We start from the raw sequence: 11,776 nt of genomic DNA on the forward strand, positions 1-11,776 counted from the left end.
TCATATGAGAACTTTTGAATGATATTGAAATAAAATGAAGCACGTCTCTAAAAAAAGAGAGGCGTGCTTCATTTTGTATTTTTTTATTCAGAGATGACTTTCATTTCTTTACTCAACTCAAGATCTACTTTGTCTGTAATCAACACCACTTCGTTCAAATCAAATGATTTCACTGCCGATGTCTTATGAAATTTAGAACTATCACAGACTAAGAATGCTTGTTTGGCGTGATCGATGACTGTCTTTTTTTTGATTGCTTCAATCAAATTAGGTGTTGTTACGCCAAATTTCAAATCAATGCCATTTGCCCCGAGAAACGCTTTATCAAAGACATATTTTTGAATATTCGCTTCAGCGAGCGGCCCACTTAACGATGAAATTTTAGGATCATAAGTGCCGCCTAAAATCGTAATATCTGCTTCAAACTCCCCAGTCAGTCTAAATACATCTGTATTTGTCGTGACGATGCGAATCTTCTTTTTGAGTAACTCTCTTAACAATACGGTGCAAGTCGAACCCGAATCTAAATAGATCGTCTCTCCCGCTACCACTTCACGAGCAGCTAGCTGTGCTATATGGAGCTTTTCTTTCGTTTGTAAACTGGCTTTTGTTGCCATTGGCAGCTCTGATACACTTGAAGAAAGCTTGACGGCACCACCTGATAAGGTTTGTACTTTATTTACCCCTTCCAGTTCCTTCAAATCACGTCTAAGTGTGGATATCGAAACTTCTGGGATTAATTTTTGTAATTCCTCGATCTTGATCAATTCTCTACTTTCTAGAATCTCGATGATCTTCTCTTGGCGAACATATGGAATCATAAGAAACTCCTTTCATTTTTTCATTACTAATTATTTCAAGAAAAATACTCATTCTTAAAATACCATAAATAGCGATAAATAGTAACGAAATAAGCCAATTTGAAAGAAGTTATTTTAGATTTTAAGATAACATTTCTTCTCTTTCAGTAAACATATACCCTAGAACTGCTGACGTAACCAGTGAAATTGCTAATCCAATCATTGCTTGAATAAAGTTTGACGCATTGTCTGTTACAAAAGCTGGAAAAGTTGTCACACTACCAAATACAAAAGCGTTCGTTACGACTTTTGTCAGTCCTAAATATGCACCGCCGACAGCACCGCCAATGATTTGTGCTAAAAATAATTTTTTGTTTTTTACTAGTAAGCCAAATAATGTAGGTTCGATAATGGCTGAAAGTGCGACCGTCACTAGACCTGTTAACGCAAAACTACGTAATTTGTTGTTTCTTGCTTTAAAATAGACACCAATCGTCGTACCAATAACAGCAAAATTACAGGCAAAGGTAAACGGTACAATATAATCAAAGCCATAGGTTGAGACATTATTGATCATGATTGGATTAACCGCCCAGTGAATTCCTAGACTTACTAGAACACTCCAACCGCCACCAATCAAGATACCTGTCAAGATACTACTACGTTCAATCAACCAGTTAACGACCTGAGCCACCGCTTCACCGCTATAAACACCAATTGGACCGATTACAATAATCGTTAAAGGAATCATTACCGCTAGAGAAATCAACGGAACAACCACTAATTTTAATGTCTCAGGCACTTTTCTGTCTAAAAATTTATAAAGATAAGAGAATGCCCAAATTGAAAGAATGATCGGAACAACTGTAGAATTGTAATTCATCAACACTACTGGAATCTTCAAAAAGCTTGTTGTTGTACCATTTCCAGTGTCACCCATCAATGCAATAAATTCTGGATTCAACAGCGCCGCACCGATCAAAGCAGATAAGTATGGACTAGCGCCAAATCTTCTCGCAGAAGTAAACGCTAACAATACAGGTAAAAAATAAAAGACACTCATTGAAGCAACATTTAAGATACTATAAGTCCCGCTATTTTCAGATAAAATTCCTGTTTGAACAGCTAAAATCAATAGTCCTCGTAAAATCCCTGATCCAGCTAATGCAGGTAATAATGGCGCAAAAATTGCTGATATTGCTGAAAAGATATTACTGATAATACTGCCAGAATGCTCCCCGCTATCCTTTACTTGACTATTGCCATCCTCCCCTGTAACCAACGCTTCGAATTCATCATATAATTTAGGAACTTCAGTGCCGATTAAGATTTGGTATTGGCCAGCTTTGTTCACGACATTAACAACACCATCAATTTGTTTTACTGCCTCATCATTTGCCTTAGAAGGATCTTTCAGTGTTAATCTCAATCGTGTAGCACAATGGGTCATATTCGCTAGATTTTCTGGACCGCCAACATTTTCTAAAATTTCTTTTGCTGCTAATTTGAAATCCATCCTTGTTCACTCCCCTAGTTCTTTTTGTTATTGGAACAATGTATTAGAAATCTTAGGCTAAGATTTCTAATACTAAATCACTTACTTTCACTGCACTGTTTTGTTTGATCACATCAGCGATGTAGTCCATTCCTAATCGATCAATGATCCCATCGATTTTTTTGATCATGTTGATATTTCTTTCACACTCTTCTACAGGATCTTCAATAATTGGAAATGTGTCGAAATAGAAAGCGTGATCATAATTGTGCAATTTTGTATAGTAGATAAATTCGATCGTCTTGATCAAACTGCTTGTACCAATCATCAATCCATCATCATTTAGACCATAGCCATCATTTAAATGAACCCCAAATAGTTTTTGACGACTGCCTAAGATGCTCGCGCCGTAGGCTGGATTTTCATGTTTCATTAGCATGTGGCAATAATCTAAGGTAATCCCTAAATTCTCACGACCAACCTCATGAACCATTGATAAAGCAACTCCGAAACTATCTAAGAATGCATAAGCTCTTGGTTGAAACGGCTTGTACTCAATGCTGATCTTAAGATCAGGCGCATAGTCTGTAATTTCAATCATACAGGCTTTGATTTGGTTCCAAACTTTTTCATAGTCGATCTGGAATGAATAATCAAACCCATCAAAGCCTAACCAGATCGTCACGACTTCTCCACCTACTTCGCGACAATAATCACACGCTTCTTTGCACAGTTTAACTGCATTGCTAGAAATACTCTGATCCGCATTTCCTAATTCGCCATTGATAAACTCACTTCTAAACCTTAGTGCCACACCATTTGCTTTTAAATGATTTTGTTGTAAAAGCTCGTTCATCTTGTCAGCCGAAATATTTTCTACATGCTCTGGATAATTAAGGTCAACATGGGTTAGCCCTAGACGGTTAAATTCTTGTAGGACTTCTCCCACGTCATGATTGAATTTCGGTAAAAATGAATTGATTCTTGTTGCTAATTTCATTTTTTATTCCTCCTGTCTTCTTCTACACCCCCATAATAGCATCTATTTTTTTCAATATCAACCATTATTTTTCAAATTATTTCATATTTTATCAAAAAGAATCAACGGTAAAGAAAATTGAACCCTTTTAACTCTCTATCTGTTGAATCATCTCTACACGTTTGGCATGTCTGCCGCCTTCAAAGGTAGCATCTAGCCATTCTTTTACAATCATCTTGGCTAACTCACTGCCAACCACCCTAGAGCCGAATGCTACAATATTCGTGTTGTTATGTTCCTTAGAAAGCTTAGCCGAATAAGGTTCACTACATACAACTGCTCGGATGCCTTTGACTTTGTTGGCAGCAATTGAAATCCCTACCCCAGTACCGCAAATCAAAATACCTCCATCAAAATTTCCTGAAGCCACTTCTTCTGCTACTTTTTTCCCATATTGAGGGTAATCCGTTCGCTCTGATGAATTCGGTCCAAAATCTTCGATCTCATGGCCTAATTCTTTTACATAGTCGATAATGATGGGCTTCAACTCAAAGCCAACATGATCGCTGCCGATTGCTAATTTCATAAAATGATACCTCCTGTTATTTAGAATCAAAAAATCAACTTATTCGCCTGCTCTTAACTTTCCAAGGGTCTCTTGATATGTGCTAGTCTTTCCAAACAAGGCCGAGGTCCCTAAGACAAAGCCTTTTACTCCAATTTTGCTTAGTTGTTGGACCTTTTCGGGTGAAATCGCGCCATCTACCATCACGTCAAAGTGATATTCATTTGTTAACGCTAGCAACTTCTCTATTTTAGAATTGGTATACTCTAAATACTTTTGACCAGCAAAGCCTGGATTAACAGTCATCACCATCACATAATCTACTAACGGCAATAATCCTTGAACCATTTCAACCGATGTCCCTGGATTAATTGCGATGCCAGCTTTCTTTCCTTTTTGATGAATGATATCCAACGTTCGGGCCGCTTGTTGATCTGCTTCTGGATGGATATAAATAATATCTGCTCCAAGATCCGCAAATTTTTCAACATACTTGCTTGGTTCTTGAATCATTAAATGAACATCCACTGGCTTCTCTGTAACAGAACGGACTAATTCAAAATCTTGTAATCCCATTCCAAAGTTTGGCACAAAACTACCATCCATAAAGTCCATATGAAAAATATCGATCCCAGCTTGATCAAGTTCTTGTGTTTCTTTTTTTAGATTAGAAAAATCAGCACACATCATTGATGGGCATAATAATATTGACACTCTGACTCATCTCCTTTTGAGATAACGATTACTCAAGAGTTAAAAAATAATTGAGTAATCGTTTACCTTCGTTTATGGTTAATATATCACCATTTTTTTGACCTGTCAACCAAAATATGGAGTGAAAATTTGTATTCAGCCTTTTTTTATGAGAAAATATGGGTAAATATCAAAGAAAAATGAGAACGATTACTCAAGAGGACATGATTTATGAAAAACTATTCTATTAAAGACATTGCTGAAATAGCAGGTGTTTCTGTCGCAACTGTTTCAAGAGTTATTAATGACAATGGTCGCTTTTCTGAAGAAACTCGAAAAAAAGTATTAAAAGTCATTGAAGAAACAGGGTATAAAATGAATTATAGTGCTAAAAACTTACGTATGAACAAATCTTTCACGATCGGTATTTTAGTACCGGACATCAGTAACTATTTCTTTTCTGATGTTGTGCAGCAATTAGAAGAAATTCTATTTGCTAAGGGCTATTCTACTATTATTTGCAATACATCCCGAAGTTCAGAAAAAGAGCTTGCTTATCTACGTATTTTAGAAGGCAAGGGCGTAGATGGTTTGATCGTTATTTCAGGAGCCGAGGCATTTGAATTTGATTCCTCTGGTGCCGAAAAGAAAATCCCTTATATCTGTATCGATCGGGAGCCAAAAAAGAAAGAGGATACTATTTTTATTTCGTCCAATCATTACCAAGGTGCTTTTGAGAGTACTGAAGAACTGATCCATCAAGGCTGCCAGCATCCTGTTATTGCGATGCATAATCAAAAATCCACCAGTGCTAAAGAGCGGTTGAATGGTTTTAAAGACGCATTGAAGAAAAATAATATTTCTTTCAATACAAAACAGCATTTACTTGCCATTGACATTGAAGATTCTAATTTTGAGGAAGACTTACTAGCTTTTCTCAAGAAAAATCCAAATACAGATGGAATTTTTTCGATAAATGATCTCATTGCCTTAGAATTAATGCTACGCTTGAAAAAAAATCATATCCCTGTGCCACAAAAAATAAAATTAATCGGCTTTGATGATACTGCTTTTGGGAAATACACAACACCTACCCTTTCATCGGTCAAACAAAATACAGATTTAATCGCCACTCATGCAGTGGAATCATTGCTAGAATTGATTAATAAAAAAGGAGAACTAGGCAGACAAATCGTCGTGCCCGTTTCGTTGGTTTTAAGAGAGTCTAGTAAAGTTTAAGACAAAAAAAGTTAAAGAGAGTCTGAGATATAACTCTACGAGTTATATCTCAGACTCAAAGAATCCGTATAAACGTTGGGAGCAGAAGCAATCACTACGCTTCGATCACATCAAATTCTAAGTGCTAAAGCACTAAGATTTGAAGGCTTCGGAAATAAGCTGAAATTCACAAAAATTTGAAGAGCAATTTTCGTGAATTCCTTCTTATTTCTCGGGATTAAACACTCCTGTCCCAACCTCTCTTTAACACTATGTTCTTGTAGTCATAATGTCTTTCAAACAACTTTTTATCAACATTCCCTTACTCTTTAAGGAGCATCAACTAAACTCATTTCAATGCTTCCTTTGTAATTTCCCTTTTTTACTTCTGGCGGTACTTGGATAAAGATGCCTTTATCCTCTGGTCTCCAATTGATAGGAAATAGGACATTATTCGCCGTTGCTTTCCCTGTGCTTAATTTTACTGTGGCATCGGTGGTAAATGGCGTCTCATTTCCCTCTTCATCCCGATAAACGATTCCGTCTTTTATTATTGTATTCGTTGCACTATCTTTCAATTCTGAAGTCAGTGAACCAACCAATTTCCAGCTTGTATTGCTGCCACGGTAATCTTCCACACTAAAATCTACCCCTTTATTTAGCTTTGCATAGGAGCCTTTAGAACCAATTTTAGTTTGATTAAAGTCTAATGTTTCTGGTGGCAATTCTTTGAATGCTAAATAGCCACGGATGTCTAACGTAAATTGAGCTACCTCAGATTGATTATCCTCACTATCTTTCGCATACACTTTCACTACATGATCTCCCAGCTCCAGTAATTGTGTTCCTGGAATTTCATAGGTAAAATCAATTGGTTGATTCAGATCAGTATTCGCCTGTTTATCCCAGATTGTCGTTGGCGTTCCGTCATCAATAGTAACAAACAGCGACAGATCTTCACTATCCTCATCAGAAACCGTTCCGCTAAAACTATACGGAACACCTTTACTGCTCACAACAGTCGTACCAGCTTCTGGAATCGCTACTTTTGGCGGCATGGCTACGACATTCACCTTGATTTCTTTTGTTAAAGTGACATCTCCGTCTTGTGTAGATAATGTAACAGGATAGGTTCCTACCTTAGAATCAATCGCCATATCCGTTACACTTACAGGAAGCTCGGTATCTAAGTTCAGATTTTTCCCCTTCGCTTTTGAATCTGTCAAAAGCTTTTCTTTAAAAGCTTCTGGCTCTTGATTGAATCTTTTTATTTCTCCTTGACCATACGTCACATCATTTGCAGTAATTTCTAATTGATAGTCCCATTTGATTTTAGCCGTTGTTGCATTAGATGATTGAACACCATCTAAATCAGAAGATTGCGTGATTGGATCATACGGTATTTCCAAATAGCCATCCTTATAGAAACCAAAAAAATCTTTGGTCTTGTCTAACTCATAGTTCAAAGTGATTTCATAATTTGTTCCATAAAAAGTATCTTGATCCAAAAAGCTTGATTTTGCTTCCAACTTATTTCCAGACAGAGTAAAATTGCTAGTTACATCCGTATCATCCAAATAATTGACTACTTTAAACGATTTAAGTTTGTAAAAATCATTGACCGGTATAGTATAGTCTAAATACCCGTACTTACTAAAATTAGACAGACGATCTGGAACGACTTGTTTCATCGAAATAGAAAAAGATGTACTATGTTTGGTGCCATCGTTCTCCAATGAGCCACTAAGTTGTGGTGCGGGTATTTTCATTCTTGATACAAGGTTTGTGCTATAATTCATCCCCATACTGCCTGTTGAATAAGGTGATATAGGTAGTGCACAAATCGAGCTTCCCGTAAAAATACCGGTCACATAATATTGAGGCTGCGTTAATTCATCGGTGCCATTACCTTTGAGAATACTTTTTGTGTTGGTTTCGCTAGTAGTATCATAGGTTATCCTTGAGTTACTATTAACATAAGTTGCGTCTACTTGACTATGATCCCACCCTATTATATTATAGTTAAAGTCTACAAAAGTACTAAAGATTCCTTTTACCACGTATGGCTCTCCAGTCTCATTATCAAAGTAAGAATAGGTGATTTTAGAACTTTTATCAGGACCCATTAAACTGTAAACTGTGCCAAAGCTATTGGTTACTCCTTTTCCAACATTATGGGTATAACTAAACCTACAGCTATAACCGTCCTCAATACTAATCATCATATCAACCGTTTTTCCTTGGTATTCACCAACATTGCTAAAATAAGCTGCCTGAGTACCATCACTAAGAGCCCTATTGTTGTCATCAGTATACAACCCACTACCCTGATTTCTTATGGGGGTATGTTTATACTCCAATATCTTATTTCGGGTAGTTTTATTAACTTTGAAATAGCGAGTATTTTTATTAGGCTTAGCGAAGAAATAATACCCTTCTGGAAGGGTGTCATTTGGGCCAATCGGTATAAACTTATTATTTCCTAGTATACTATTTTGTGCAAACAAGCTTGGTCCATTGAATGGGGCAGAAGTTGTTAAACTTTTTTTCGTCACATTAGAAGATTGTGGGGCCTTTTCCTCTGCAGAAATTTGCGAATTCGATAGCGCTAAATAACTTCCAATTCCAAGTAATAAGGCAAGTCCGCTAATACACATAGCTAGCTTTTTTTTCATGCTATTTTCACCTCCTCTTTTGATACTTGTATTTATTTGGGCCGCTTTTTCATTTTTTTATGTTCATCTGAACGATCCCTTTTTTGTTTCTGTTTCTTTTTGCGAAGCTTCTTTAGGCGTTCTGCTTCTTGTTTTTTCTTTTTACTGCGATGAATAAAGAAGAAGAGTAAACCTAGCAGAACAATGATGATTGCGCCGATAATTAGCCCAATTTTAAGCCAATCCGTTGGTTCTTCTTCTAAATCGACCGCTTCTTTATTCAATTTTTTGGTATCTTCTGCAGAAATGTTAAAATCTTGCTCAAACTTCCAATTTTCTGTTTGATCTTTTGCCGTAAGTCGTAATGTGTAGTCTCCTGCTTTTAAGGGCTGATTATTCATCGTTATTGGGAAGTAAAAGTTTGAATTTGGCGCCATTGACATGTCTTTTTTTGTTGTTTCGTATAACACCTCTGTGCTGCCTTTTTTGCTGATTTTCGCTTCTACTTCCAAGTTGTTGATGATGGTTGCTTGTGTGTTTTGCAGGTTTGCTGAAATTGCTGTGCGATAGTTTTGAAGTGTTGGTTTCACATCATTTAATTGGAGTACAGGCTTCACAGTCTGTTCGTTTTCCCGTAATTGAATTCCGATGACATAAGAATAACGATTTTTGATTTGGACACTTTCACTATCTTTTTCTTCTTTATCTGTCGATTCTTTGGTTATATAGAACCCACCTAAAATGGTCCCGTCAAATGCTACTTCTGGCATTTGTAATGTGAAAACAACGTCTTTTGTTTCTTGTGGTTCTAGCGTTACTTTTTGCTTGTCAGAAATGATATCTGTAATTGGTACTTTTAAGGATGAATCTTGTTTTGCTTTTTCTTGATTATAATCTATTACACCATTTTGATTGGTTAGTGCAATATTAGGCGTGATAATAATCGTTGCTTTTTCTTTTGAACTATTACTAATCGTTAATGACACGTCTTGTTTTTGTCCAGGTGTCATTTTCAAATCAAAATATGTTTTACTCTTATCTATTTGATTCTCCGGAATATTTGCTTTAACAGAATAGGCCATTGTATCAGCATATACTGAATGGCTGAAGAAAAAACAACCGACTATTAAAGCTACTAATGCTGTTAACCTGTACTTCATATTAATTTATGCCTCCATTACTTTACTAAATTGTTACTATCAACACTGCATACCCATGACCTATCTCATTTTTCTATCTCTTTGTTTCTTGAACTAAATTTATTTTTGAGGAATTTGGTATCGCCAAACGATTATTTAGGTGCGTCTGCTAATTCCCAAAGAATTGTTGCTGTGTATTCTGTATTTGCATCTGCCGAACCAGCTAATACTTTTAATTGAACATTGTCATTTTTTTCGCCCTTAGCACTCCAAACATTTAACCATGTTCCACGTCCTTCTCCAGCTTTAGCAGTGAATACAGGCTGTGCTTCAGTATTAGAAAATACTATGTCAGAAGCTTTTGGTTCTACAGAAACTGAATTTGTGCTAGTCGCTTTTACTTCGCCATTTTTAAATGAAAGCTCTGCACCTTTCAATGTTTTAGTCTTATCAGCAGATTGGAAAGTAGATGCTTTTGCCGATAAATGCCAGCCTGCGCCTGTCCCTCTTGTATCTGTTACTTGGACAAAAGGATCTTTATTAATTGCTGAGTAGACCATATCTTTACCTGCAATTTTTTGCTCACCAAATTTGATATTTGAAGCATAGTCGATGGATAATGGTCCTTTATTTCCAGTTCCTGGGTTCGTTGGATCGGTTGGATCTATTGGTGATGGAGCGACTGGATTGGTTGGATCAGTTGGGTCTACAGGCGTTGTTATATCCCCTTCACCAGCTTTAAAGTTTACTGTATTGTTTGAATTTGCTGTGTCACTGACTTCGGCAAACATTGCTTGCGGTGCGTATAAAACAGCTCCTGTGATTAGTGCAGCTGTTAAAAGTCCTGTTGTTTTTTTCATTTTTATTGCTCCTCTTTATTGATTATTTTGGTGCGTCTTGTAATGACCAGTTGATTGTTGCTGTATAAGCTGCAACATAGGCATCAGACGGTACAGTCAATTCTACTTTTTGATTATTTCCTTCAAATAAATCAGACCAAGAACCCATTCCGTTATCTTTGCTTGCGCTGAACACTGTACCTGCAGTGCTATTTAAGATAATTTCACTTGCAACAGCTGCTTTTGAGCTATCTGATGCAGATGTGTTAACTTGACCTGCGGGAATTTTAACGCTGGCTTTCAAGGTTTTGGTTTTATCGGCATTTTGAAATTCAGTAATACTTGCTGAAAGATCCCAACCAGCACCTGTACCACGTTTGTCAGTGACTTGAACTCCGAGTGCTTTTCCTTCAGGAACAACGGCTTCTTTTGTCAGTGTACCTAACTTGATTTTTCCGAAATCAAATGATGACACTGCATCAATCACTAAAGGTCCTTTTTGATTGGTTGGTGGTTCGATGGGATCGATGATTTCATTTGTATCATCCCCTGCGATGATTTCAACGTTTGTTGTTGAAGCGGCTTTGCTTGCTTCTTCTGCAAATGCAGGAACGGATACTGCTGTTGCTCCTAAGAGAAGTGCTAGACATGCGGTTGTTTTAACTGTTTTCATTTTTTATTCCTACTCTCTTTATTATTTTGGTGCGTCTGCTAATGACCATGTGATCTCAGCAGTGTATGTGTCTGCATAGTTTCCTGTTGGTACTTTCAACTGAACTTTTTCGCCTAATCCTTCAAATTCATTTGCCCAAGTTCCCATCCCATTGTCTACTGCAGCTGAAAAAATAGTTGCTGGTTCTTCATTTAAGGTTAGGCCTGAAGCTATCGCGGGTTTTGTATCGTCTACACTATTTGTGCTAACTTTCCCTGTTGGAATCGTTACTTCTGCTCCTTTTAAGACTCTTGTTTTTTCTGCATTTTCGAATGTACTGATTTTAGCAGTTAAATTCCAGCCAGCTCCTGTACCACGAACATCTGTTACTTGAGCCCCTAAAACTTCTCCCTCTGCAACAACCGCATCATAGGTACTTGTTACCTTATCGATTTTCTTTTTACCGAAATCAAAATTTGATACTGCATCAATTGTTAAATTGCCTTTTTGATTAGTTGGTGGGTTGATTGGTACGATTGGATCTACTGGTCCATTATCATCGCTACCTGGTTCTAAAATAAATTTAGCTGTTCTGTCAATATCTTTGTTTACAGCTTCTGGGTTTTCTGGTGGTACTGTCTCTTCAGCAAATGCTGTTGTTCCTAATAAAACGGTTGAAAATAAAGTAGCCGTCAATACCGTTAATTTAATAGTTTTCATTTTTCATTTCTCCCTATCTCTG

General features: G+C 36.9%; 11 protein-coding genes. 1 reads left to right on the forward strand and 10 read right to left on the reverse strand.

What is annotated here, in order from left to right; genetic code table 11:
• Positions 1 to 83 precede the first annotated feature (83 nt).
• The 5 genes from IGJ55_RS14615 to rpe all read right to left on the reverse strand — a co-directional run bounded on the left by IGJ55_RS14615 (position 84) and on the right by rpe (position 4,553).
• Positions 84 to 821, reverse strand: coding sequence for a DeoR/GlpR family DNA-binding transcription regulator (locus IGJ55_RS14615; RefSeq protein ID WP_069641482.1), 738 nt, complete (start codon positions 819 to 821; stop codon positions 84 to 86).
• 121 nt (positions 822 to 942) lie between these two features.
• Positions 943 to 2,316, reverse strand: coding sequence for a PTS transporter subunit EIIC (locus tag IGJ55_RS14620; protein ID WP_207120940.1), 1,374 nt, complete (start codon positions 2,314 to 2,316; stop codon positions 943 to 945).
• 52 nt (positions 2,317 to 2,368) lie between these two features.
• A complete protein-coding gene (locus IGJ55_RS14625; protein WP_207120941.1) occupies positions 2,369 to 3,295 on the reverse strand; it encodes a sugar phosphate isomerase/epimerase family protein in 927 nt (308 codons plus the stop codon).
• 127 nt (positions 3,296 to 3,422) lie between these two features.
• Positions 3,423 to 3,860 carry a ribose 5-phosphate isomerase B gene (gene rpiB, locus IGJ55_RS14630; RefSeq protein WP_069641479.1) on the reverse strand — a complete coding sequence of 146 codons (438 nt, stop codon included), beginning with the start codon at positions 3,858 to 3,860 and terminating at the stop codon, positions 3,423 to 3,425.
• Between the two features lie 39 nt (positions 3,861 to 3,899).
• Positions 3,900 to 4,553, reverse strand: a complete 654-nt coding sequence (gene rpe / locus IGJ55_RS14635; protein ID WP_430606717.1) for a ribulose-phosphate 3-epimerase — start codon at positions 4,551 to 4,553, stop codon at positions 3,900 to 3,902.
• 210 nt (positions 4,554 to 4,763) lie between these two features.
• Between rpe and IGJ55_RS14640 the strand changes: the two genes are divergently transcribed.
• Positions 4,764 to 5,771, forward strand: a complete 1,008-nt coding sequence (locus IGJ55_RS14640) for a LacI family DNA-binding transcriptional regulator (RefSeq protein WP_430606718.1) — start codon at positions 4,764 to 4,766, stop codon at positions 5,769 to 5,771.
• Between the two features lie 308 nt (positions 5,772 to 6,079).
• Here IGJ55_RS14640 and IGJ55_RS14645 read toward each other — a convergent pair whose 3' ends face one another.
• The 5 genes from IGJ55_RS14645 to IGJ55_RS14665 form a co-directional block, all read right to left on the reverse strand.
• Positions 6,080 to 8,425, reverse strand: a complete 2,346-nt coding sequence (locus IGJ55_RS14645; protein ID WP_429948577.1) for a hypothetical protein — start codon at positions 8,423 to 8,425, stop codon at positions 6,080 to 6,082.
• A gap of 32 nt (positions 8,426 to 8,457) precedes the next feature.
• Positions 8,458 to 9,564 carry a DUF916 and DUF3324 domain-containing protein gene (locus IGJ55_RS14650; RefSeq protein WP_069641475.1) on the reverse strand — a complete coding sequence of 369 codons (1,107 nt, stop codon included), beginning with the start codon at positions 9,562 to 9,564 and terminating at the stop codon, positions 8,458 to 8,460.
• A gap of 131 nt (positions 9,565 to 9,695) precedes the next feature.
• Complete coding sequence (locus IGJ55_RS14655; RefSeq protein WP_069641474.1) at positions 9,696 to 10,403, reverse strand: WxL domain-containing protein; 708 nt, start codon at positions 10,401 to 10,403, stop codon at positions 9,696 to 9,698.
• A 22-nt stretch (positions 10,404 to 10,425) separates the two neighbouring features.
• Positions 10,426 to 11,055, reverse strand: coding sequence for a WxL domain-containing protein (locus IGJ55_RS14660; protein ID WP_069641473.1), 630 nt, complete (start codon positions 11,053 to 11,055; stop codon positions 10,426 to 10,428).
• Between the two features lie 21 nt (positions 11,056 to 11,076).
• Positions 11,077 to 11,754: a WxL domain-containing protein gene (locus IGJ55_RS14665; protein WP_069641472.1), complete on the reverse strand. Its 678-nt coding sequence runs from the start codon at positions 11,752 to 11,754 to the stop codon at positions 11,077 to 11,079.
• Positions 11,755 to 11,776: the final 22 nt, after the last annotated feature.

It is taken from the genome of Enterococcus sp. AZ170 (assembly GCF_050545135.1).
GTDB lineage: Bacteria > Bacillota > Bacilli > Lactobacillales > Enterococcaceae > Enterococcus_L > Enterococcus_L ureilyticus.

Excerpts from the sequence above, each read along its gene's own strand:
- IGJ55_RS14615 (WP_069641482.1), bottom strand. The coding sequence starts at position 821 with ATGATTCCATATGTTCGCCAAGAGAAGATCATCGAGATTCTAGAAAGT.
- IGJ55_RS14620 (WP_207120940.1), bottom strand. The coding sequence starts at position 2,316 with ATGGATTTCAAATTAGCAGCAAAAGAAATTTTAGAAAATGTTGGCGGT.
- IGJ55_RS14625 (WP_207120941.1), bottom strand. The coding sequence starts at position 3,295 with ATGAAATTAGCAACAAGAATCAATTCATTTTTACCGAAATTCAATCAT.
- rpiB (WP_069641479.1), bottom strand. The coding sequence starts at position 3,860 with ATGAAATTAGCAATCGGCAGCGATCATGTTGGCTTTGAGTTGAAGCCC.
- IGJ55_RS14640 (WP_430606718.1), top strand. The coding sequence starts at position 4,764 with ATGAAAAACTATTCTATTAAAGACATTGCTGAAATAGCAGGTGTTTCT.
- IGJ55_RS14645 (WP_429948577.1), bottom strand. The coding sequence starts at position 8,425 with ATGAAAAAAAAGCTAGCTATGTGTATTAGCGGACTTGCCTTATTACTT.
- IGJ55_RS14650 (WP_069641475.1), bottom strand. The coding sequence starts at position 9,564 with ATGAAGTACAGGTTAACAGCATTAGTAGCTTTAATAGTCGGTTGTTTT.
- IGJ55_RS14655 (WP_069641474.1), bottom strand. The coding sequence starts at position 10,403 with ATGAAAAAAACAACAGGACTTTTAACAGCTGCACTAATCACAGGAGCT.
- IGJ55_RS14660 (WP_069641473.1), bottom strand. The coding sequence starts at position 11,055 with ATGAAAACAGTTAAAACAACCGCATGTCTAGCACTTCTCTTAGGAGCA.
- IGJ55_RS14665 (WP_069641472.1), bottom strand. The coding sequence starts at position 11,754 with ATGAAAACTATTAAATTAACGGTATTGACGGCTACTTTATTTTCAACC.